The organism is Sphingobacterium multivorum (assembly GCF_039511225.1).
In the GTDB taxonomy this organism is placed as follows: Bacteria; Bacteroidota; Bacteroidia; order Sphingobacteriales; family Sphingobacteriaceae; genus Sphingobacterium.
On the sequence record NZ_CP154261.1, the window covers coordinates 815,149 to 839,892 of the forward strand.

General features: G+C 43.1%; 14 protein-coding genes. 7 read left to right on the plus strand and 7 right to left on the minus strand.

Annotated elements, in window-relative coordinates; genetic code table 11:
* Positions 1-140 precede the first annotated feature (140 nt).
* The 3 genes from AAH582_RS03335 to AAH582_RS03345 all read left to right on the plus strand — a co-directional run bounded on the left by AAH582_RS03335 (position 141) and on the right by AAH582_RS03345 (position 6,310).
* The gene (locus tag AAH582_RS03335; RefSeq protein WP_343321209.1) at positions 141-3,392 is read left to right on the plus strand and encodes a SusC/RagA family TonB-linked outer membrane protein; all 3,252 of its coding nucleotides are present in this window, start codon (positions 141-143) and stop codon (positions 3,390-3,392) included.
* A 135-nt stretch (positions 3,393-3,527) separates the two neighbouring features.
* Positions 3,528-5,048, plus strand: coding sequence for a RagB/SusD family nutrient uptake outer membrane protein (locus AAH582_RS03340; RefSeq protein ID WP_343321210.1), 1,521 nt, complete (start codon positions 3,528-3,530; stop codon positions 5,046-5,048).
* Positions 5,049-5,059: 11 nt separating this feature from the next.
* On the plus strand, positions 5,060-6,310 hold the full coding sequence (locus tag AAH582_RS03345) for a YdcF family protein (RefSeq protein WP_343321211.1): 1,251 nt from the start codon (positions 5,060-5,062) through the stop codon (positions 6,308-6,310).
* A gap of 109 nt (positions 6,311-6,419) precedes the next feature.
* On the opposite strand, the gene AAH582_RS03350 is transcribed toward AAH582_RS03345, so the two are convergent.
* Positions 6,420-7,502, minus strand: a complete 1,083-nt coding sequence (locus tag AAH582_RS03350) for a Gfo/Idh/MocA family protein (protein ID WP_343321212.1) — start codon at positions 7,500-7,502, stop codon at positions 6,420-6,422.
* A 13-nt stretch (positions 7,503-7,515) separates the two neighbouring features.
* Positions 7,516-8,166, minus strand: a complete 651-nt coding sequence (locus AAH582_RS03355; RefSeq protein WP_343321213.1) for a hypothetical protein — start codon at positions 8,164-8,166, stop codon at positions 7,516-7,518.
* Between the two features lie 149 nt (positions 8,167-8,315).
* Here AAH582_RS03355 and AAH582_RS03360 point away from each other — a divergent pair, with 149 nt between their 5' ends.
* On the plus strand, positions 8,316-9,686 hold the full coding sequence (locus tag AAH582_RS03360; protein WP_343321214.1) for a sulfatase-like hydrolase/transferase: 1,371 nt from the start codon (positions 8,316-8,318) through the stop codon (positions 9,684-9,686).
* Between the two features lie 20 nt (positions 9,687-9,706).
* Positions 9,707-11,809 carry a polysaccharide lyase 8 family protein gene (locus tag AAH582_RS03365; protein WP_343321215.1) on the plus strand — a complete coding sequence of 701 codons (2,103 nt, stop codon included), beginning with the start codon at positions 9,707-9,709 and terminating at the stop codon, positions 11,807-11,809.
* A gap of 68 nt (positions 11,810-11,877) precedes the next feature.
* On the opposite strand, the gene AAH582_RS03370 is transcribed toward AAH582_RS03365, so the two are convergent.
* The 4 genes from AAH582_RS03370 to AAH582_RS03385 form a co-directional block, all read right to left on the minus strand.
* Positions 11,878-13,134, minus strand: a complete 1,257-nt coding sequence (locus AAH582_RS03370; RefSeq protein WP_343321216.1) for a glycoside hydrolase family 88 protein — start codon at positions 13,132-13,134, stop codon at positions 11,878-11,880.
* Between the two features lie 45 nt (positions 13,135-13,179).
* Positions 13,180-15,108, minus strand: coding sequence for a heparinase II/III domain-containing protein (locus tag AAH582_RS03375; RefSeq protein WP_343321217.1), 1,929 nt, complete (start codon positions 15,106-15,108; stop codon positions 13,180-13,182).
* A gap of 2 nt (positions 15,109-15,110) precedes the next feature.
* Positions 15,111-16,814 carry a RagB/SusD family nutrient uptake outer membrane protein gene (locus tag AAH582_RS03380; RefSeq protein ID WP_343321218.1) on the minus strand — a complete coding sequence of 568 codons (1,704 nt, stop codon included), beginning with the start codon at positions 16,812-16,814 and terminating at the stop codon, positions 15,111-15,113.
* 92 nt (positions 16,815-16,906) lie between these two features.
* On the minus strand, positions 16,907-20,107 hold the full coding sequence (locus tag AAH582_RS03385; RefSeq protein ID WP_343321219.1) for a SusC/RagA family TonB-linked outer membrane protein: 3,201 nt from the start codon (positions 20,105-20,107) through the stop codon (positions 16,907-16,909).
* A 256-nt stretch (positions 20,108-20,363) separates the two neighbouring features.
* Between AAH582_RS03385 and AAH582_RS03390 the strand changes: the two genes are divergently transcribed.
* Positions 20,364-21,056, plus strand: coding sequence for an outer membrane beta-barrel protein (locus AAH582_RS03390; protein WP_343321220.1), 693 nt, complete (start codon positions 20,364-20,366; stop codon positions 21,054-21,056).
* A gap of 143 nt (positions 21,057-21,199) precedes the next feature.
* Here AAH582_RS03390 and AAH582_RS03395 read toward each other — a convergent pair whose 3' ends face one another.
* On the minus strand, positions 21,200-23,590 hold the full coding sequence (locus tag AAH582_RS03395; protein ID WP_343321221.1) for a TonB-dependent receptor: 2,391 nt from the start codon (positions 23,588-23,590) through the stop codon (positions 21,200-21,202).
* 470 nt (positions 23,591-24,060) lie between these two features.
* On the opposite strand from AAH582_RS03395, the gene AAH582_RS03400 reads away from it, so the two are divergent.
* Positions 24,061-24,681: an RNA polymerase sigma factor gene (locus AAH582_RS03400; RefSeq protein WP_343321222.1), complete on the plus strand. Its 621-nt coding sequence runs from the start codon at positions 24,061-24,063 to the stop codon at positions 24,679-24,681.
* The last annotated feature ends 63 nt before the right edge of the window (positions 24,682-24,744 follow it).

A 24,744-nucleotide genomic window follows, 5' to 3' on the forward strand; every position in this document is an offset into this window, starting at 1 on the left:
CAGCCGCCTTTTTAATATTACCTTTTTGTTAAGTCTCGTCAGTTTGCTAACCCGGTTTAGTTAAAAACTGTTAATGTTTTGTTGACCCTACCTTCATATAGCATTTGTAATCTTGTACCCATAAATCAAATGCGCTACTTATGAAATTTAAAGCCAACAATGTCTTTTGGTTGTTATGTACCATTGCAGCGAGCTCACCCGCTGTTCAAGCCAAACCGTTCACACTAACCACCTCGCAATTTACGTATGCACAGGGGATCGTCAAAGGCCGTGTCCTAGACGCCCAAGGAAACGCAATCGCAGGAGCAACCGTTCAAAATTTGAAAAGTAAAAAATCTGTTCAGTCTGACGAGAGGGGAAATTTCCAGATCGAAGCTGAAATGGGCGATAACCTGAGTATTTCCTTTATTGGATATGGCAGACTCGTGCAAGCTGTCAGCCAATCCAATGGGCAGATCTTTTCTCTAAAGACCGATGAAAACACATTGGAAGAAGTGACCATCTCAATCGGTTATCAGCGGATCAGAAAGTCGGATGTCACTGGCGCAATCGCTAGCGTTAAGGCGGAAGAACTCAATCTGAGCGCACCAAAATTATCCCAGGCATTGGTTGGTAAAGTAGCAGGTGTACAGGTGATGCAGACAAGTGGCGCTCCATACGATGGGACCAAAATGCGCGTCCGCGGAATGGGATCGATCAATGCTGGTTCGGATCCATTGTACGTTATTGATGGATATCCAGCAGGAAACAATTTAAATATCAACCCCAATGATATTGAGTCTATCGATGTGTTAAAGGACGCCGCTTCTGCAGCGATCTATGGATCTCGTGGTGCTGGCGGTGTTGTATTGATTACAACCAAGCGTGGCAAGGAAGGTAAGAGTAATGTGGACTACGAAGTATTGGGTGGTTTCGGTCAGCTTTCCAAGAAAATCGATGTTTTAAATTCGGAACAGTTTATTGATCTCCTGATTGATGGTCGTAACAATTCGTATAAAGACCTTTTGGCTACGAAAGGGATTGCCTGGAGCGATAGTAGACGCTTTGATGATAATAAAACGCGTATTGCTAATGTTGGAAATGCCGGCTCGGTGAGTATTCCTGAAGACTACTATGACTTCGCATCTGGTATGGCAAAAAAAGCAAAATATGATACGGATTGGCAAGATGCCTTATACCGTAATGCACCTTTTCAACGTCATAATCTATCAACCTATGGCGGTAACGAAAAAAATCGCTATTTCCTAAGTGGATCTTATCAGAATCAACAAGGGATCATGCTCGGGACGGATCAAAAGGTCTTTAATTTCCGCGCCAATATCGATAGCAAAGTCAGCAAGAGATTGACCGTTGGTGCAAATGTTTCATTTACATATAATGACAACAACGAGGTGACGACAGGACGTTACGACAGAAGCCCATCAATGGCCGCGTTAATTTATTTGCCTACCCTCCCTGTTTATAACGAAGATGGAACCTATGCCAAATACCTGATGGCTGATCTTTCGGCGAACAATTACGGTATCCAAAATCCTGAAAACCCATTGGCCTATGTCACTGAGATTAAAAACAATCGTCGTGGAAAAAGGGGGTTATACAATGCCTTTGCTGATTTTTCCATTATTGATGGCCTAAATCTGAAAATAAACGGTGGATTGTCTACTTACGACGAGAAGTATGATTATTTCCGTCCTACAAGTCTTTCTGATGGGAATAACAAACCGTTTTCACCGCAAGCGGTATCTGCAGCCTATGCAGATGCCAAGACAAAAAATGAATTGGACAAATTGCTGGAAACAACGTTAAACTATAACAAGACTTTTGGTGGTAAACACCAGGTATCCGCTTTATTGGGCTATTCGGCTCAACGAACAGATTACGATTATCAAGGTGTGAGAGCCAACGGTTTTAATAATAATGCAATTGGGGAAATTACAGATAAAGGAGCCGATCCTTCTAATTTCCAATTGCTAAAAGACGATACGTTCAAACGCATTACAACGCTCCAGTCATATTTTAGCCGTGTAAGCTATAGCTTTGATTCCAAATATTTCCTTTCAGCTTCCATTCGTACCGATGGATCATCACGTTTCGGGCCAAATAATAAATGGGGAACCTTCCCATCGGTTTCAGGTGGTTGGACCCTCTCCAAGGAGGAGTTTTATACGGATTGGTTAGGACAACAGTCAACGGTCAAACTAAGAGCGAGCTGGGGACGTAGTGGAAATAATAATATTGGTGATTATCGCGCGTTATCCGTTATCAACTCGCCAGCAGGAGTTATTCTTGGTGATAAAGTGGAGACTTCCTATACAGCAGGTGATCTGTTCGATCCAAAATTGGGTTGGGAATCAACCTCGCAATACAACGCTGGCGTGGATCTCGGTTTGTTAAAAGGACGACTCAACATTATGACCAACTTCTACCTGAGCCGTTCCTTCAATTTATTATTCAATCAGCCACTCTCCGCTGTATCCGGATCAACAACAATCTTGACCAATCTGCCAAATTCGAAGGTGCAGAACAAAGGTTTTGATGTGCAGGTTGATGCCACACTGATTCGCAAAAATGAATTTGAATTAGGATTCAGTGGGAATATCAATGTCAACAGAAATAAAGTGCTCGATCTTGGTGGGGCTTCTACCATCTTGACGAATGGTGCTGAACGCTCCTACTTAACGCATATTACACAAGAAGGAAGTCCGATTGGTATGTTCTACGGCTTTAAAGTTTTGGGTGTTGCCACGGAGGAAAACTATAAAACTGTCGCACCTTCCGCTGCTTCAACAACTCCGCTACAACCTGGAGATCTTTATTTTGAAGATGTTGACGGCAATGGTATCGTCAATGATGCCGATAAACGTGTGATCGGCAATCCGCATCCTAATTTCACCTATGGCTTTGCCGTCAACGCACGCTATAAGGCATTTGATCTACGCGCATCATTTAATGGCTCCCAAGGGAATAAAGTGCTGGATGGCTATGATTATTACCTCTATAATATGGAAGGTTCCGGCAATCAATATGCGGATGTCGCACAACGCTACCGTTCGGCTCAAAATCCGGGAAATGGTAAAGTATACCGTGCATCGCGTGGCGGTACGCAAAGTAACAGTACACGTCTTTCCGATTTTTACCTGCAGGACGGTTCATTCCTGCGTATGACAAATATTGCTTTGGGTTACAATCTTCCCAAGAGCCTAGCAGAAAAACTAACACTTTCTGGTGTAAGGGTCTACGCTACAGTGGACAATCCATTTACGATTTCTAAATACAAAGGCTACAATCCAGAACCGGATTATAATCAACGCGGCAACTTAACTCCAGGTGTGGATTATGGGCTTTATCCATTGGTGCGGTCGTATAACCTTGGTGTGAAAGTAACGTTCTAATAGCAGGATCAAGGAGCTATTGTGCGTGGGAATTTCAAGGAAACCTCCGTTTTGATAGCTCTAGTATTGTAAAACTAGTCCTACGAACTGCGCTTTGCAGTTACGTAGGCTGATGAAAAATAAAAAAATAACAGGATGAAAAAAAGATATATATTACCCTTTGTTTTGTTGGCATTGTCTTCATGTACCAAAGATTTTTTAAATCAGAAAAACCCCAATGCCGTCACAATCGATGATTACTTCAAGTCGGAAAATGATGTCCTTTTGGCTGTCAACGGCCTCTATCAATCACTTCGTTCGGGAAGCACGATCGGGGAATCCAGCACGTTGTATAACGAGGAACGTTCGGATAATAGTGGGCGTAATGATAACCAATCCAATGCCGGGGAGCCTTTTCAATTCAATGACTTTTCGTTGCTGCCAAGTAATACCTATCTCAAGACACATTGGTCGGCTATGTACGCAGCAATCAGCCGCTGTAATGTGGTTCTTTCACATGTCGACGATGTGACTTTTACAAGTGCTGAATTAAAAGGACGTTATATTGCGGAAGTGAAATTCGTTCGTGCATTATTATATTTCCATCTGGTACGTAAATTCGGAGATATTCCATTATCTACCGTACAGGTGACCAGTAAAGAACAAGCAAATGAATTGGCTTTTCGACAGAAAGAGTCGATTGTGTACGAACAGATCATTAAAGATCTGACGGAGGCATTGTCCAGCAATCTTCCCAATACGCAAAAAGATTACGTTATTGGCAGAGCATCTAAATCGGCCATCAATGCAATTTTGGGACAGGTATACTTAACTTTGGGTGCAACGCAGACATCAGGTAATGCGGAAAATTTTGCGAAAGCAGAACAGTACCTCAATGCGGCCTACCAAATGCGAACTTTTGGTAAACTGAACGAAATCCCCTATGCGGATGTTTTCGATGTGACCAAGAAAAATAGCTGTAAAGAACTCGTTTTTCAGATTCAGTATAAACAGGGAGACCAAAACTATAGCTCAAGTATTGCCCGTAATTATCAAGCACGGGGAGAAACCATCAATTCACGCTATAACTCGACCGGTGCTGGTGAAGTGGCAAAACTAGATTTGGTTAAAGATTACGAGCAAAGCGATATCCGAAAAGATTTCTCTGTGAAGTTTGCAACAAATACCCAGGTTAACGATTGGTTTGTAACCAAATTTAGGGATAACAGTGACGCTGCCGGTACCAATGGTTGGGGCGGAAACGACTGGATCTTGATCCGTTACGCGGATGTGATGCTGTTGTTGGCCGAGGCCAAGTATCATCTGGGTAAGGATGCGGAAGCTATCGCGCTGTTAGATCAAGTACGTGAACGTGCCGGATTGCCTTCCTATGCTGCTTCCATGTTAAATACGGCTTATCGCAGTAAATATCCAACTTTAAAGGAGGCTATATTGCATGAACGCCGTGTGGAACTGGCATTTGAAAACCAACGTTGGTTTGATCTCATCCGTAATTACAATGCACAGGAACTGGTGACTTATTTCAAAACGAAAAGCCAGGCTGATTACGGAAATGCTAAAATCTCCAATATTTCGACAAAAGATCGATACTATCCAATTCCTTTTGACGAATATAAGCTGGATCCGACACGTATGTATCAAAATCCGGGTTATTAATCTGTTATCGAATGGATATGATAAAGAATATCAGAAAAATCTTGTTACTTGTCTTGGGAATATGCTGTATGCATATTTCCAAAGGTCAGGTAAACAATATGCCTAATGGCCCACAGGATTGGCTGATCAAGAAGAATTATTATGCATCCTATTTGCTTTTAAAAGATTCTGCCCTTATACAGGAGCTCGTCAGCTCCAAGGCGATAGCACAGGTATTGGAAAAACGGTTCGAACGGTTTAACAACAGCGCTAGTTGCGCCGATCTCATGTGCTATTTGAATGCCTTCAAATGGCAGGATAACGAAATCGACCTGTTGGCAGAGCAGCTGGCGGAGCAACTTGGTCATAACAAGAAGTTGGACCAGCTTGTTCAGGCAAGTCTTATTCCATCAATGACCTATGGTGTCTTGCATCATGAAACAGCAAAGGCCTATTTTACGAAAGCCTTGAAACAGGATTTAAAGGCAATGAATTATGTAGTGGACGTCTATGCGGGTGGCGAAAGTCCCAATTACCCCAAGATAGATTCGATCTCTTTCGATGTAAGAACTGCGGCCTACCTTCACCTTTTGGACGATGTTCGCCAAGACATCCGCAAAGATATTCCGACCCCTAAAATGGCATTTTTTATGACCATGATGACTGCAGTACGCTTGTTGGAAATTAATGAGCGATGGGACGCAGCACAACTTGAGCCGCTGATTGAACTCGAAAACAAGAAAGCTTACGAAGCGGTCAAAAATACCGACTTTGCCAGCTATCCTTATAGTCTGTTGCTGACCTTAGGTGCGGGCCCCGAGCTGTATGGACAGCCTATTAGTCCTGGTGGAATGTTACGTGCGCGGATGGCAGCCCGAAGCTACTTTGAAAAATTGGCTCCTTTTATTGTACTGTCTGGCGGTAAAGTACATCCCTATAAGACGCACTTTATTGAGGCAATAGAAATGAAAAAGTATCTGATTGAGGTTATGGGAGTACCCGAAGCGGCAATATTGATTGATCCGCACGCGAGACATACGACCACAAATTTGCGAAATACCGCACGTATCCTGTTAAATTATGGTTTTCCAAAAGATAAATACGCCATCGTTAACAGTAGTAAAGTGCACATTGATGCGGTGGAAAAGATGGGCGATCGTTGCATGCGTGAATTGGGGTATATTCCCTATACATTGGGTAAACGAATTTCAGATGTGATCATCGAGTTCAAGGCAAAAGAAGAGGCCTATACAATCGATCCAGATGAACCCTTGGATCCTTAGCCGACTAAATGGTCGGCTGCTCGCCTATTAACTGAGCGGATCGGCTTTGCTTACCGCCTAGCGGCAGGGCATGAAAAAGATCTGTAGCGGTGTACGCTACAGATCTTTTTTATTTTAATAAAATGGACTTCCCTTCTTTAGCCGAGCGTTTTGCCGCTTCCAGGATTTCGACTACAGTGACATTATTGTGGATCGATCCAAGATCATTTTCTGGCACCAGGGCATCTTTCAGGACCTGTTCCAGATAGGCAATATGGTTCTCAAAATAGGAGACCGTAGTCGGTACATTCGTAGGTGGATCATTCTGTTGTTTGTATTTGAAGAGCTCTTTATCATTTTTGGCGTAGAGCTGAGCTTTTGTGCCAAATACCTGCAGATCTTTAACACTGTATGGCCAAGCCCAAGAAGCTTGAATAATGCCCGTGCTGCCGTCACGGTAGCTCAGTATGATGGTGGCATTGTCGTCTACCTTTGGATAAACCTCGGGTTTGAGCTGTTGTGTAAAGGCCGTCACCGAAATTGGCCTTTCTCCATTTTTGAGCCAGGTCATCAGATTGGCGCCATAACAGCCAAAATCCATAATTGCACCGCCGCCGTTTTTTTTCGGGTCAGTAAGCCAGTCAAGGAAGTAATTGCTACAGCCGATTTCTTTTGGTCCTTCGTGCCCGTCTTTTACAAGTATACGTGTGATTTTTCCAATTTCATCCTTGTCGACCAGCTGCTTCAGTTGTTGATTGCTTTTATACCAGGTCGTTTCGTAATTCACCAAAAAGGGCGTTTCGAACTGTTTGGACAAAAATGCAATACGTTTTGCGTCAGAAAGAGTCGTCGCAAGAGGCTTTTCTACCATGACAGGGATCTTGAGCGGGAGACAGGTCTCTGCGACGTCGATATGCTCATTGGTTGGATTGTAGGCCAGCACCGCGTCCGGCTTGATATGTTTCAATAAACTGGGCAAGTCATGATAGAAGATTGCGTCAGGTAAATTATACTGCGTTCGGATTTTGTTTGATAAGGTTTGATTCGGTTCAGCAATACCGATAATATCGACTTTTTTATCCTTATATAAATTTAAAAGCAAGAACACGTGGTCATGGTTGAGCCCCGCAACAGCAACTTTAAGTCGCTCACTGGCCTGTGCAACTTGTTGGAAGAATAGGAGCAGGAAAACTAGGCGGATAAGATGCTTCATATGTTAAGTTTAGTTATTTTAAATATACCGATTTGTTCTGAGGATACCCCGTGTAAATCCAGGTTACTTTGCGGTGCGATCGGATGATATCGGCAACAATGTCAAAATAGGTTTCTCCACGGCCAGCTTTTAGCTCATCTAGTTTCTTTTGAAAATGCGTTTGATTGAATGGTGATTGTGCGCCAAGCTTTCCCTGATAATAGGTCAAAGTTGTTTCGATGCCCAATGATGCCCTGCTTTGTGCAATATCCTTCCAAACAATACAATGTGAAGTAGCGTCTTTAAAGGTTCCAAATCCACCGTAGAGCAAGTCGTCAAAGCCATCCAGGCTTCCTATCTTCCAGCTTTCGCTGGACATGTAGACGGCATTGATTTCTTCGTAAAAACTTGCAATATCGTTGATGTTACAGCCATCAATCACAGCCACGCCGAGATCGGGATTGCTCTCCGCAAGTTGCTTGAAATCCATCCAGAGGTCCTCCGTAGGAATTATTAAGCCATCCTCTTTATCCTGCCATTTGCTTAACAATTGAACGAGTTCGGTTCTAATGGTACTGGGATGATAGGTCAATGAAGACAAAAATGACCTTAATGCAGTGCTATCGGAATCACTGACCAAAAAATGCGCAAGTGTACCGACCAATTTTTTTTCAGCTGTTTTCATCACTGACCTTTATTTTTAATCTTCTAATAATAGTCTAACGAAATCGTTTGCGGTTTTTTAACAAAAAATCCTATACATTTAACGATACATTTAAGGATAAATCTAATGTTATGTTCTACCGATTTACGTGCTATAGTATATTAACCCTTGTGAATATACTCTTTACGTTTGGGATTCCTGTATTTGGGCAGCAACATCCTAACGTTATTGTCATCTTGAGCGACGATGGAGGTTATGATGATTTTGGTTGTTACGGCGGCAAGGAGGTCTACACCCCAAATATTGATGCACTTGCACAAAATGGGGTGCGTTTTCAGTCGGCCTATGCCTCAGCTTCGGTGTGCGCTCCTTCTCGCGCGGGATTACTTTCTGGCCGATATCAACAGCGTTTTGGTTTTGAACATAATATTTCCAAACGTCCAACAGCGGGTGTCGCACCAGAGGACATCGGGATGGATACACAGGTAGCCACCATCGCCGACTTTATGAAGTATAACGGCTATAAAACTGTGGCCATTGGCAAATGGCATCAGGGGGATGGTCCACAATTTAATCCGCTTAAACGTGGATTTGATCATTTCTATGGTTTTATTGGCGGCGACCGTCCTTACTTCCCAATCCAGGGAGCCGTTAAGCCAAAGCAGCTGCTTTATGACGATCAACGTGTAGTCCCCGAAGATTCGATTCGTTATTTGACAGAAACATTGACTGATAAAGCAATTTCGTATGTTCATCAGTATAGAAGCCAGCCTTTTTTTATGTATTTAGCATTCAATGCTGTGCATACACCCGTCGAAGCACCCCTGAAGACCATTGAAAAGTATAAAAATGTAGCCGATCCATTGCGACGGGCTTATCTGGCTATGTTGGACAATATGGATGAAAATATTGGACGTCTGGTCAACCATTTAAAGCAAGAAGGACTTTATGAAAACACCTTAATCATTTTTATGAATGATAATGGTGCGGCAACAAATAATGGTGCAGACAATGGGCAATTGCGTGGTTTAAAGGGATCAAAATGGGAAGGTGGAATTCGGGTTCCCCTTATTATGCAATGGCCAGCCAAACTACCGAAAGGGATAACATCCGATGCCATGGTATCGGGTATGGATATTTTACCCACGAGCATCGACGCAATAAAAGGTAAGAAAATCCCTAGGCAGCAAATCGATGGCATCAGTTTGCTATCTTCCTATAAGGATGTGAAAAATGGGCACGACTATTTATTTTGGCGCCGGGGGATTGCACGTGCTGTACGACATAAAGAGTGGAAGCTGATTGTGGTTAAAGATGATCCGATTTTGTTATTCAATCTTAAGGATGATCTTCGGGAGCAGCACAATCTGGCCGCGAAATATCCTGAGCGTGTAAAGGAGATGCTGCATAAACTGACGGAATGGGAAAAGGGACTGGAGAAACCAAAATGGCTAAGCTCCGTATTGGATAATGATCAAAATCAACTGATGAAACACCGGATGGATGTCGTCGGACGTGCCGCAGAACGACAATATCCTTAAGTAAAGAATACTAAAAACAGATGAAAGGACTAATCCTATTTTTATTGTCCTTTGCCTTAGTTATGGCAAAGGCGCAGAACAGCGATACGTTTGTGCGTATTAAAAAGCATGTATACGATGATGAATTAAGTGGCCCATTGCCCGGTGCAGATAAAACACGAAACCTATGTGATCAATTGCGTGCGGACGGTACCTGGGCAGATATCGATTACAGCAGTAAGTCAATATCGCTTTGGCCTCCGGGAGAACACTTGGATCGGTTAAGGACACTTATTGTTGCCTATGTGTCTCCACAAAGCGGAGCTTATCAACAAAAATCACTTTACGATAAAATCCTGCTTGCGGCACAATATTGGGCGAATAATCGTTTTGAATCTTCGAATTGGTGGCATAACGAAATCGCTTCTCCAAAGGCCATCGGTGTTTGTCTGATCCTGATGAAATTTGGGAAGGAAAAAATTCCTACGACAGTAGAGACTTCGCTTGTTGAGCTGATGAAGCGTGGCGATCCTTACACAAAAACAGGAGCAAATAAAAGTGATATTGCCATGCACTATTTTTATCGTGCAGTAATCTTGGAAGATGCAAATCTATTGGCTGCTTCGATGGAGCAATTGCTTTTTCCGATACAGCTCGTGGATGGCAAGGAAGGACTGCAATATGATTTCTCTTACTTACAACATGGTCCACAGTTGTATATTGCGGGCTATGGGGAGGAGTTTCTGAAAGGGATTTCAAAAGTTATGGCTTATGTGCGCGAGACACCTTATGCTGTTGACCAGAAAAGACTGGATCTTTTTGAACGTTTTCTCACAGAAACATATTTACCAATTATACGTTCGCGTTATATCGATTTTAATGTACATGGCCGTGGGATCTCACGCCCCAATATCTTGGAAAAGACACAGGAGACTGCCATATTACAACAAATGAAGCTGATCGATCCAGCTAAAAATGCTGTTTGGAATAAAGCGCTGGCAAAATTGGATAGTGTGCAGCCTTTTGACGCCGAAAATATCGAGGCCCACCGCCATTACTGGAAAGGTGACTACACCACTCATTTACGTAAGCAATTTCATTTTAATGTTCGATTGGCCAGCAGCCGTACCAATAAATCGGAGTCTGGAAATGGAGAAAATATGCTTGGTCGTAATATGTCAGATGGTGCGACCAATATTCAGGTGTTTGGACCGGAATATTATAACATTATGCCTGTATGGGAATGGGATAAAATTCCTGGAACGACAACGCGCGATTATCCGGGCGACCTGGAGCTGAAAGAACAATGGGGCGCGCGTGCCGCAAATAGTTTTGCAGGCGGCGTAAGCAACGATAAGACAGGAGCCTCAGCCATGTCGGTACAGTACGATGGGGTTACCGCTCAAAAAGCCTGGTTCTTTTTCGATCGGGAAATCGTTTGTTTGGGGGCTGGGATTCACTGTGCTGCGCCAGAAGCTGTGGTAACAACCCTAAACCAAACCTGGCTGAATGGCCCGGTTATTTGGAATGGAAAGGAAACGTCGACGCTCGATTCAGTACAGCGAACTGTCAAAGAAGGTGAATTTATAACCCATAATAATGTCCTGTATTATTTTCCAACAGCGATGAACGTTGTATTGACAACAAAGGATCAGGTTGGCTCCTGGTATCGTATCAACCGTTCCCGTTCCAAAGATGCTGTACATGGAAAGGTCTTCAAACTCTGGTTTGATCATGCTGTTGCTCCGAACAATGCGAGCTATGCCTATATTATTGTGCCCGGTACCAAAACTGTTGATAAAAAAGTAATGCAGCGCATAAAAATTTGGCAGAATACTCCGGATATACAGGCCGTGGAGCATAAAGGGAGCGGAATTCTACAGCTGGTTTGTTATCATGCGGGAACGTACCAAGTTGGCGATTGGTCTATAAAGCTCGATCAACCAGCTATCATGCAACTGAACCTGCTGGAACCTAAAAAGATTCAGTTTGATATAGCAGACCCACTGCAAAAAGCCAAAATAGTGAAGGTTCAGCTTGTCAATAAACAGCTTCGAGTAAATCAATCGTTGGAGCTTTCGCTTCCACAGGGCGAGTACGCTGGAAGTACTGTAAGCAACCGAATCACTATCGGGAAGAAATAATCCGAATACAATTGGAAAGCTTATAAAAATACCAAGGGGAGATGTTAAATATCTCCCCTTGGTATTTTTTATTTTTTGAGTTGTTCCAACCGTGTCAAACCTTCCAGATAATAATAATCTGCATAGGTCAGCGGAACATCGATTTCCGAATGATGGGGTAAGCTTCCGACGCTATGTTGCAGTAAGAAACCACCATTGGTCGCATATTTGGCAAAATAGGTGCTTCCTGATAATGTTTGCAGGCTTTCCTGAGCAAATGTCAAATAGGATTTGCTTTCGGTGCCAGTGGTCAATGTTGAGAGTTCAATCAGTGCAGACGCAACAATGGCTGCAGCTGAAGCGTCGCGCGGCACAAAATTCAATTTCAAGGAGGAAAAATCAGCATCCGACTTATAACCTGGCTTTCCCGCATTAAAATCCCAATACGGAATTTTATCTTTTGGCAGATTCGGATGGGTCATGTAAAACTTTGCCGCCGCTTTTGCTGTTTTAAGAAATTCTGGTTTTTTGGTCTCCCGGTACATCATGGTAAATCCATAAATAGCCCAAGCTTGACCGCGTGCCCAGGTTGAATTGTCTGCATAGCCTTGGTTGGTCTGTTGATGGATTGCATTTCCTTTGGCATCGTAGTCCACCACATGATAGGTGCTATAATCTTTACGGAAATGATTTTTCATGGTTTGGGTGGCATGACTGATGGCCGCATCCTTGTACTTGGCATCTCCCGTCAAGTCGGATACATAGCACAGCATCTCCAGGTTCATCATGTTGTCGATAATGACTGGATATTTCCACAGGGTCTTGCCGTCCCAAGATTTTTTTTCGTTCCATGATTTGATGACGCCCACCTGCGGATTATAACGCTTGAGCGCAGTATTGGCGGAATGGATGAGGATATCCTTGTAAGCGGCAACCTTTTTGGGATCGTTGAGGTATTTGATGGCATTGCCATAGGAACAATACATCACAAAACCAATATCATGATGTTGATCAAGGTCTTTGGCTTTTTCAAGCGCCTCCGTCCATTTGATCGCAGCAGCTTCGGTTTCTTTGTTATGGGTGTGGTTGTAGATATACCACAGTGATCCTGGGAAGAAACCGCCTGTCCAATCCCATTCGTCTGTGCCTACCAATTGTCCCGAAGGGCTCAATGTACGCGGGAACTTGTGCTGCTTTTCTGCTGCTTGTTCCAAGAACTGATATTGCTTTTCTGCTGCTTTAAAACTTGTGTCAATAAAGCTTGGTTTTTGATCCGTAAAGCTCAATGTGATCAGACTAGAAGCGATAACAAAAAGCGCTTTTAGACCAGGTTTTCTTTTTTTCATAACGGCTTATATTCTTAGTAAGTTACATAATAATTTCGATTCCTTTTATTTTATAGCCTCTTGGCGAATCGTAAAGGTGTATTTTCCAGTAGATTTGATGCTTTTAGCTGTGAGCTTGATGCGATAAAGTTCCTTACCCCAGACTTGACTCAAACGTGGGTCATCCTGAGGAATGACATCGTAGCTCGCTGTGAACTGGCCCGCATCAAAGTGTAAGGTGGCGCGCCCATTATTGAGGAGGATTTCTCCTTTGCCAATTTTTGGTTCCTGAGCAACCAGAAAATGGAAGATATTGGCCTGCTTAGGACCTGTGATTTTAAACTCATCCTGAATGTCCAGCCCGTTTTGTACAAGGGTGTAACTTCTATTCCAGTGCTCAACATTGGCCGACTTCGGATATGCTTTTCCAATATCAAGCTGGAATTTATTTTGTGCAGGCAGAAATGCCACATGTTCAGCTTTATATTCCTTTCCAAAAGATTGGTCGGCTCCATTGATCATCGGAACATTATGGTAAGCACTCTGCATTGTCCAGATACTGTATCTGTCATCGCTAAATGTTTTCTTTGTATAGGTGCCCACACCGGCATCAATGAACAATGGTTGTTGGTCCTGGTATAAGATAAAACTCCCGACATCGTTATGGTTGTGACTTTCATTATTGAAACCACCTTTGGCGGCAAAGAAAAATGAACCCTTTTTCAGGTAAATAAATTGTGTTTCTGGATACCATTTAAAATTGTTTTGAGGGAGTGCAGCGGTAACGTTCTCTAATTCCGGATAGCATCTCAGATCTTCGAAGGCGCGGAAAATATCCCTTGAAGGTTTGAAATTTGCAGTTTTGTCGCCGATATTTTCCATATATCGGGCAAATTGCATCATCTCGCTACTATTGACATCCTGTCCATAACGGTAGATCAATAGCGGATCGCCACCCCCTTTGGCCGAAGCATCGGCAAAATTAACGACCCATTTATCGCCGCCAATATAAGATTGTGCGATGTACTCGCCCATATCGCGAATTACAGGTTTATCAAAAATATTGATCTTACCCTTGGTGGCCAGCGAAAGTATTTTCAGATAATCGTACAGCTTACCCGCAGCATGCCCCCAATAGGAGGGGCCCTCTTCGCAGGCACCGTCTGTTTTGACATAGTTGATAAAGCGATCCACAGAAGACATCGTCTTATAAATCCCCGCCAGTTGAATATCGGGATTGTCTTCAATCAAAAGCAAGGCCGTAAGGACATTAAAGTTACACCATGGATTCCAGTTGTTGACCAGCTGTGTTTCCTTGAGTTCAAATGCCTGCCACCACATATCGTTGCGGTCTAGGTAGGGCTGTATAATGCGTTGTTGAATCTGTTGTTTAAGACGGATACTGATTTCGGGGTTTATTGTATTGAATGTATCGCGAAAGAAATAATGAACCCAGGAGAGGAGGGAGCCTACATCACCGGCCATCAGATCGACCACTTGTGTTCGTTCTTGCGGTAGAGACCGTTTGGTGGACTGAAAGGCGCCAAGATGGGCCGAGAGCGACCATGTTGCCATTTCTGTCAATTGCCAACTACCGTTTAGGATTTGGTCAACAAAGCGCCCCTGTCCTTCTGCAAGCTCCGCCAACAGTAGGTTGGTCAGTGCAGTACAATTTTCATTCATGGGTTTTTCCATGATGCTGCGGTTGCCTGAACGCTCATATTCGAGATAATCTGTTGCTTTAACGACTTGCCATTGGTAGCTAAGGGCCTCATTTCCCTTTTTGATTATACGGTCTTTAAAAGGAGCCATCAGCTTATCCCAGGCCGCCCGATCCGAATAAGCCGGATAGGGGACCCACGATTTGTCATTTCCTAGACTCGCTTTCAAGTTATCCTGCTTAAAGGCGCCCGTCAGGAGGTTCAGATCTTTTCCTAGCAGTCTTTGGAAAGAAAAACTGCTCAGGAAAAGAAATAGAATTACATACATTCTCATGATTACCAATCTTGATTTTGTGGTAGTAATGCCGGGTTCATTTCAATCTCTTGTCCTGGTATTGGCCAAAGCTTATGACGGCTTTGGTAACCCCGGGTGACGAGATTGTCTCCGGTAATACTTTTTTCGATGTAGTCTTTGGAAACGCTTTCTAAGAGGTTCCAGCGCTTAAGATCAAAATAACGCCATCCTTCACCTGCTAGTTCTACGGCCCGTTCGTGCTGGATACGTTTACTCATATCTGCTTTACTACCGACTGCCAAAAATGAACTGCCACTATTTAGCGCCGGCATTTTTGAACGGGTACGTACTTTGTTAAGCTCAGTAATCGCTTTGTCCAATTGATTGGACTCGTTGTACGCTTCGGAAAGCATCAAAAGTACATCGCCCAAGCGTATGATAGGGAAATTGATCGGTGTATGTGCACGATCGGTAATGGCGCCTTTTAGGTTCCCTTCAGGAACAAATTTCCGCCATAAGTAGGTGTACCAACCCCGATTGTTGCGGATCTGACCAAAGTTTTCATTAACTCCGGTTGCCAAAATCAGCTGCATATCTCTTTCTTTATTGGCATTCCATCCTAAGTAATGTGAATAAGGTACGATAAGTGTTTGATTCATACGAGGGTCGCGGTTGGCATAGATCTGACGTAATTTCGCCGTATCAGGTACTTTGGTTAGCGTTCCACCTGATTGTGTCGACTCCATCGCCTGTTTTTTGACCGCATTATCCGTTGTATAGTTGGGGAAATAGTCGTTCCAGTTAAAAGGGCTTCCATCACGGTTTTCGTAACGATCTGCAAGGCGTGTGCTCGGCAAACAGTTGTTCCAGTCACTACCAAAGGTTGAGCGCGTTCCCATATAGAAGGCCATTGGCATGCCATACGGGAAACCGGTGCCGCCCATATTCTGAATGGCAAAAATCATCTCCGGCGATTGATCGCCATCCATGGTGAATAACGCGGAATAGCTTGTATTTAAACTGTAACCATAGGTGTTGGTCTTGTTGTAAACAATTTCTTCAAAATCCCGGATTGCTCCAGCCCAATCTTTATTGTAAAGGGCTACTTTCCCTCTTAACGCATACGCTGCACCTTTGGTGATCCGCCCATAATACTTGGCATCGTAGCTTACCGGCAGTTTTTCAATCGCATAGTTCAGGTCATTGAGGATGAACTTATTGACATCTTCAACGGAAGAACGGCTGTTTTTAAGATCGGCGAAATCTTTATTCAAGTCTACAGTTTCATCATATATTGGTAAGGCGCCATAGAGATTGGTCAGCTGGAAATACATCAATGCCCGTAAGAACTTGGCCTCCGCTATAAAGCCCTCCTGTTTGGTCTTGTCTATGGTCATCGGTTGGATATGCGCGATCGCATGATTACAGCGTTGGATCAGATCGTAGCCTGCTTGCCATCTATCCACAATAATGGATGAACGGTCGGTGAACGTTCCGCTGATCACCTCGCCCAAGCCCGGAGGATCATAGCCCAGGCCGATATCGGTAAGTCCATCGTAAGAAAATTGTAAGCCGAAGGTGGCTTCTTTTTTTAAGTCATTATAACAGCCCAGTACGCCAGCTAAGGCCTGGTCTTCATTTTGCCAGAATGTGCTAGCACTTACCTGACTATATGGTGTCGTGTCAAGCTTATAACAAGATGATAAAGCAATGCATCCGGCTATGAGTAGTGAAATCTTTTTCATGAGGTTTAATTAATTAAAAGCTCTTTTCAACTTTTGTTCATAATTTATCTGTTACAGGTCGGGAACATATCCTCTGTCGCACACCTTTCTCCTTAAAAGGATAAACTCACACCAAAAACAGCCTGTTTCATGGTTGGATAGTTGGTGCCGCTAACCTCCGGATCGAAACCCTTATATTTGGTTATGGTCCAGAAATTTTCAAGCGATGCAAAAACACGTAGATTTTGCACCTGTATCCGCTTCGTAATATCGTTTGGAACTGTATAGCCCAGCTGGATATTTTTTACACGGACGAATGCCTTATTCTGTAACCAGAAATCGCTGTTTTTGGTATTTCTGGTATCTGTATAAGGCAGCAATCGTGGGAATTTGGCATCTGTAGCACCTTCAGTCCATCGGCCATCAGCAATTTCCTGATTGATCTGGTAGCCCCAGCGAACAGTAGGTGTGTAATAACCATCCGTCCAGACCACTTTGTTGCCCGCGTTACCTTGCAAGAAGACCGAGAAATCAAATCCTTTATAATCGAATCCCATGTTAAAACCATAGGTCATGCGAGGCGCTGTACCATGGCCTACCGGAACCCTGTCATTGTCGTTGATGACGCCATCACCATTGGTGTCTTTATATAAAAGATCTCCTTTTTTAGGTGTGCCATAAGATGCGAATGGATTGACTTTTTGATTGGTATTCGGATCGATTGGCGCATTATCGATCATCTGCTGTACGAGCTGCATATCAGCATCCGTCTGTAATATGCGATCGGTTAACAGGATATATTGGGTATTGATGGCATAACCTTCTTGAAGCAAATTGGAACCACTGATAGACTTGTCATTGCCTTTAAACTTGACTACTTTATTGTCAATGAAAGTAAAGTTACCGCCAATGTTGAATTTAAAGTTATCGCCAATTTTATCGCGGTAAGTCAAATTCAGTTCGACACCATTATTACGTACTTTGGCCGCATTGGTGCGTGGTATTGTTGCATTTCCGACAACCAGGGGAGCGGGGAGATTGATTAAGATATTGTCCGTTACTTTGTTAAAGACATCGATCGAGCCGCCCAGTTTGTAATTGAATAGGTCAAAATCCAAACCAGCATTCAGGATATAGGTATTTTCCCAAGTCAGAAGCGCATTGCTCAATACGGTCTGCGCAAAACCGACATAGAGCTGGTTATTTAACACATAGTTTGTTGGATTATAAAGCGCTTGGTATTCGTAATTGTTGATGTTGGCGTTTTTGCGGAAAGATTCATCGGTGGTTCCATTGTTACCCAGGGCGCCATATGATGCGCGGAATTTCAGGTTGGGCATCCATTTGACATCATAGAAATCTTCTGAGGAAACCTTCCAGCCAAAGGAAGCTGAAGGGAATGTTCCCCATCTGCTTTTTCCGCTCATAAAACGTGATGAACCGTCCGTCCTTAGATTGGCTTCCAAGAGATATTTGTCATCCCAAGATAGGTTGATGCGGCCAAAAAACGAACGCATAGCCCAATCGGTGATGTTGCCTGAAGCCGACGCATCCATAGTCGCCGCGTTGAGGACGGTCAGCGAGGGGTCTACCAAATCGAGTTTGGATGCTGCAAACCAGCCATCTTTAAAATACTCCTGGCTGGCACCGACCATGACTTCATAGTTCAGTTTTTCAAACAGTTTGTTTTTATATTTAGCAATTCCATCCATGTAATAGCGGTAGGATTTGATCGATTCGTTGGTTACTGAAGAACGTCCTGTACCCGCTGTTGCAACTGTATTGGTCAGAAAGTTCCAGCGATCATTAAACACGGGTTGCGAATAGACGAAATCATCATCATAGGTATAGGTGTATGATCCCTCGATAGAAAGTCCTTCGATAGGTTTCAGTTTTCCGTAGAATCGTGATACAAAGCGGTTTTTGTTGATGTTACCTTTCTGCGCATACAAGCGGTGGAGCACGTTGTTGGACTGCGGATCGTCTTCCGGATTATTTGGTGAACCAAATCTGCCATCTGGCGCACGCAGTACCATTCCTGGGGTACTTGCTGCAGCAAAAGTAAATACATCATCGATGATGTTGGTCCCAATATCTGTTTTGGAAACCACACCATTGATATTGGCTCCCAACGTTAACCAGGGTTTTACATCCGCTTCTAAATTGATACGTCCGGTATGACGTTTGTACGTTGCCTGTTCGATGATTCCAGGGTTGTTGAGGAGACCATAGGAGCCAAAGAACTTGATTTTGTCACTACCACCCGTAAAGGAAAGGTTATGGTTTTGGCTGATTTTGTTTTGGAAAAGCTCCGAAACCCAGTCCGTGTTGGGGTATTTCAATGGATCCTGTCCAGCGTTCTGGCGCCAGAGGTCAATTTTTTCCTGCGAAAATATGGGCTTAGCATTTGGATCGCCATTGCGATAGCCTTCATTGATCAGCTCCATATAGTTGGCATAGTTGGAAACCATTCCAATGGTGTTGGATGGTTTTTGACTCGAGAAATAATTGTTGTAAATAACTTTAAATTGCTCTGATTTACCTTTTTTCGTAGTAATGAGGATAACGCCATTTGCGGCTCTTGAACCATAAATTGACGCTGAGGCAGCATCTTTCAACACCGATATGCTTTCTACATCTTGGGGGTTGATTAGGTTCATGTCGCCAATAACGCCGTCGATCACGACAAGTGGGTTGGCATTATTGAGTGTTCCCTGTCCACGAACACGCAGTGTTCCCCCATCACTGCCCGGTCTACCTGAGCCCTGATTAACATATAACCCCGGTGCCTGCCCAGCTAGGCCAGCTGACAAGGAGGTTACAGGTCTGCTTTCCACCACCTCAGACATCTGGATGGAAGAGACCGAACCGGTTACATTCTCTTTTTTCTGTGTACCAAAACCGACAACAACAACCTCGTCAAGTCCCTTGGATTCATTTTCCAAGGTGATTGTAAGGGGGCTGCCGGCTTGCGCCTTAGTCTCGATACTTTTATAACCGACGCTGGTGAAAATTAATATTGCATCGTTCTGTTGACTTTTGAGTTCGAATGAACCACTTGCATTGGTCGATGTTGCTAGATTCGTTCCTTTAATCTGAACGGTGACATTGGCAATGCCTTTGCCGTCTTTGTCTACAACCTTACCCCGAATGGTTGTCTGCTGTATGGCCAGTGAAAGCTTGCTGTTTGTTTTAACAGGTGCAAATGGAGTCGCTTGTGTTGTCAGGCTAGATACGACCAACAAGCAGGATAATGGTATTGCCGGATACATCCAACGATTCTTCGAAACGGATGCGTTTTTGATCTTGATCATAGGCTTTTAGATTTAATTGGTCTGAAAAATAAATTTTCTATGAAGTGAATTTACAGTATTGGCAGAAAACAATAAGCACGTTTTTTCGCAATCGTTTTCGTAACAGCGCGCCGAAAAACCGAAAGATTTTTGGTTAATATTTGTTTAGAAATGTATGACTGCCGGGAGTATTTTGGATTATTAGTTCAACGGTCGGTGTAGCGTTTAAAGGCAATTATCGTTAAATAAAGAAATTATGTAAACCTATTTCTTTCGTATGACGAATATCAAAAAAAACGCGTTATTGTTGTGTCTGTCACTTGGAGCATATACAGGCTATGCGCAGACAAAATGGAATGTAAAAGCTGGAGTTGCCTTTTCAAATGTGGATGCTAAAAATAAAGCGGGCGATAAGGCCAGCACGGCCGCGGTTTCAGGTCTGTATTTGGGGCTCGGTCCCACATTACGCCTCAGTGAGTATTTCTCTTTAGAACCGGCCTTTATATTCGCTAAACGTGGATTTGAACGAAATGAGGGAAATGTTATAGGCTGGGGTAAGGATTTTAAAGCACATACGTCTTATATCGAAATGCCTATCGATGTTGTTTTTAATGCTACGATTGGTGCAGGTAAACTGGAGGTCGGTATAGGCCCTTATATCGGTTATGGATTAGGTGGGAAATGGAAAACCTCAGGCCCTGTCCACTTAGGTGATATTGCCATTGGTGAGGAGGGCGATATTAAATTTACGAACGATGCCAGTGAAGGTGAATATGGAAGCTATAATCTTGGGAGACCTTTTGATTACGGCGCTCGTGCAAAAGTGAATTATCTTTTTAGGGAACATTATCTTGTCGGCATAGAAGTTCAGAAAGGAATTGCCAATTTGGAATCCAAATGGGGGGATTATAAATCTGGAGATGCTATACGTAACCGCTCTTTGGGTATTTCGCTTGGCTATCGGTTTTAGTGACTTGAAAACGGCGAATAATTAGTTGACGTTGTAGGAAGCATGAGCCGTCTCATCAATCCAGTCGTTTGCCTTCAGCGCCTGCTGTCTGGAGACAAACGACTGGAAATAAATCTTTCCGTTGTACGTGCTACTCTTGCGAATTAGAATTCAATCCGGTAGTTAATGGTTGGAATAATACCAGTCCATTTTTGGGGTTCAATGATGCGTTTGCTGAAATTATAATGCATACCTACCGTGTTCTCTCTATTGAGTAGATTCTGAATATCCAAAATAAACAGATGGCTTACTTTTTTGCGGTTAACCCGATAGCTCGATGAGAAATCAACACGTACATAGGGATCGGCAGTCAGTGTATTGATGCGATCTTGGTCAATAATTTCTTCATCCAGACGAAGCGATTCTTCTTCCAGAACAGGGGAATATTTTCTTCCGCCGGCATAAATTAATTTGGCATTCAGACCGAACAGATTATTTTTATTCTTTCCCACGGTCCATTCTTTCCCCATCAGCAAATTTCCTACATAACGTGTGTTGAATGTAGTATTGTACTCTTTACCATTAAGCGCCTTAAACTTCGAGTCAAAAAGGGAGGTCGTTGCCATAAAGTAATAACCCTTGCTCAAAGACTTTTCAAGCGTGAGTTCAATGCCGTAGTTTTTACCGGTTCCTTTATTGATAAGCTGGCGGTAGCTTGAAGTACCAATGGCTGCAATATCCGATACATTGAGTAAGGAGAAGTTGATGTCGGAATCGGTCGATACTGGGACATCATAAAGATGTTGATAATATATTTCTGTCTTAAATCGGAGTGTTCTGCTGAGGTTCTTTTCATAGCCAATAACAGCCTGGGCGGATTTGGTTGGCGAGAGAGCCTTGTTTGGTTCAGGGCTTGTTTGATCGCTACTCTTGGCAAAATAATAAGCCAAGGGTTCCAGTCGGTTATATAAGCCGGTTCCGAAGGAGATGGTTTGGTCTGCAGCAACATGCCAATTGAGACCAAGCCTTGGCTCGATAGACCAGCTTTTGCTCAGCGCAAAGTAATTTGTATGTACGCCGGTGTTTAGCGTCAATTTTTCGTTTAAAACTGTTTTTAACTGTGCAAAAGCATCATAAGTACTTGTATTCCCATTCTCTTTAATCCGTTCCCGTAGGCTGGCTAATTCGGTGTCATAGCTTAGTGCATACAAATCATAACGTAATAGGCTTGCATTTAAGCCCGCTCTAATCGTATTTTTACTGTCGGCGCGATAGTTTAACGTACCTGCATAGCGAAGAGCCGTATTCGTAAATTTGTCCTTGTGATAGAGGCTGGAAATATAGTCCCGTGTTAATGTATCGGTTCGGTTGGAATTACGGCTAAGGGACATGGAAACAATGTTTGTGAAATATAATCTGTCGTTCGCAATGTACTGATGTTTTAGTCCGGCACTTCCGGCATTAAATTTTACATCCAGATCCTGGGCATCTGTCCGTTCCTCCCATTTTTCGTAATTACGTTCAGCAGTTTGTTGGAGTTTTCCTAAGCCGCCTATGCCGAATAAGGAAAAAGTTCCAGCCTTTTTTGTGGGAAATACAAAATTAAAAGAAAGATCCTGGTATTTTGGGACGCCTGTGTCTGAAACTTTTACACCTACTTTTTCCAGGAGGCTCAAGGAAGAATAGCGATAACTAATCAAATAGGAGGCGTCACTTCCTTTTTTGAAAGGCCCTTCTAACGTTGCTCCTACGCCCAGGACTCCGACGTTGAACGTGTATTCGCGTTTGTCGGTATTTCCTTTACGAAACCTCAGGTCAAAAACACCAGCCGTTGCATTGCTGTATTCCGCTGCAAGTCCACCGGTATAGAAATCAGACTTTCCCAATACCATGGTATTGAGCATACTGATTCCGCCGCCCGCAGCGCCTTCGGCTCCAAAATGATTGGGATTTACAATTTCGATACCTTCAAGCCGCCATTGCAAGCTTTTTGGGGAATTTCCGCGAACAATAATTTCATTGTCATCGCCGCCGGCAGCGACACCTGGAAAACTCTGTGCCATACGGGCGGGATCAAAAAAAGCGCCTGCATAACGATTTGTTTCCTCAGGAGAAAAGGAACGTCCACTCGTCATTGCCATCTGATTGAGCGGTTGTTTCCCTGCATTGGCGTAGACGATAGCCTCAGCTAATGCATTAGTTTGTGTCTCCATTTCCACATTAACCATATTCTCCCGGCCACTGGTGATGAGTAATTCCGTAAATTCTTCTGGTTTGTATCCGGCCATGCGAACTTGAAGCTGTTGACGCCCAACCGGAACTTGCTGCAGCCGAAATATGCCCTGTGTATCAGTACTTACAGACTTTGTCCCATCGCTGGATGAAATAACAATTGTGGCACCTACAATCGGTAATCTGGTATTTTTATCTATCACGGTTCCTTTGACGGTTTCGGTCACAAACTGATTTTTTTGCTTAGGCGATGCTGGTTGCTGGGCTGATGTAATCCCTGCTTGAAGCAATAATCCAATGATTAAGATTGGCGATAGTTTCATAAAAGATTAGTTTTTATCTTTATGACAGCTGGCATTCAATTTACCCTTAGCTTATTACTTGATTTTTTATTTTTCACTCCACTAAGATGCTTGATTCAACGTTAGGTTGCCTATCATTACAGGAAATTTTATACGCTTTTTCTATAAGTAGCTATTAACATAAAGTGTGTTGATTATAAGTTTATTAACATTGTTATTAACATTTTTGTGGAGCTGTTTTTGGCCTAAATGCTTAATCGTGAAAAAATAGGAAATCCGCTATGTTTTTAACAAAATATCTGCTCTAAACTAGAAAGTTAACATGTTTATTAACAATTCCTGGGATGGTTTTTTACAAACAGGAAGCGGATTGCATTCAAATGGCGCAGTTCATTCAAATGGCGCAGTTTATTCATATAGTAGAGTGCATTCAAATAAAAGCTTCCCGAAAAATTAACATTTTGATAATCTGACGAACCTATCTTTGTGAGGTGAAAACTACCGAAGCCAATGTAGATAACCACCATGTGTTGCGTTTTAAAGAAGGTGACCCCACCGCTTTTGCCTATTTCTTTGAGCGGTATTGGGAGGATCTATACACTGTCGCTTTTCGTCACCTTCGGGAAGAGGATCAGGCAAAGGATCTTGTGCAGGAAGTTTTTATCCATATCTGGGAAAAACGATCGCTCGTGAGTACTGAATACTCCGATATAAAATTCTATTTCCACAAAGCCCTCAAAAACAAAATACTGAATTACTACGCCTCAGAGCGGGTACGAAAACAGGTCTTGGAAAATTCAATGGAACGCATGGAGGCTTTTTCCAATTTGGATAGTCAGGCTTTTGCTAGGTATAAGGCGCTGGAGACTATTGTAGATGATTCGATCGACAAATTACCTAAATTGATGAAAGCAGTCTACCTCATGCGTTCCGACAATTATTCGATCACACAAATTGCCAAGGAACTCAATCTGGCGGAACAGACCGTTAAAAACTACCTGTCAGAGGCCAAAAAGATCATGCGGTACGAATTGACAAGACGATTTGCCGACCATGATTCTATATTTCTATTGCTTGCGGGCAGCGCTCTCCTTTATGGTTATTTAATATAAAGAACATATTTAATTAAAGTACTTTGCCCGCTTTGATCTGTATTAGTATAAAAATTAATGCAG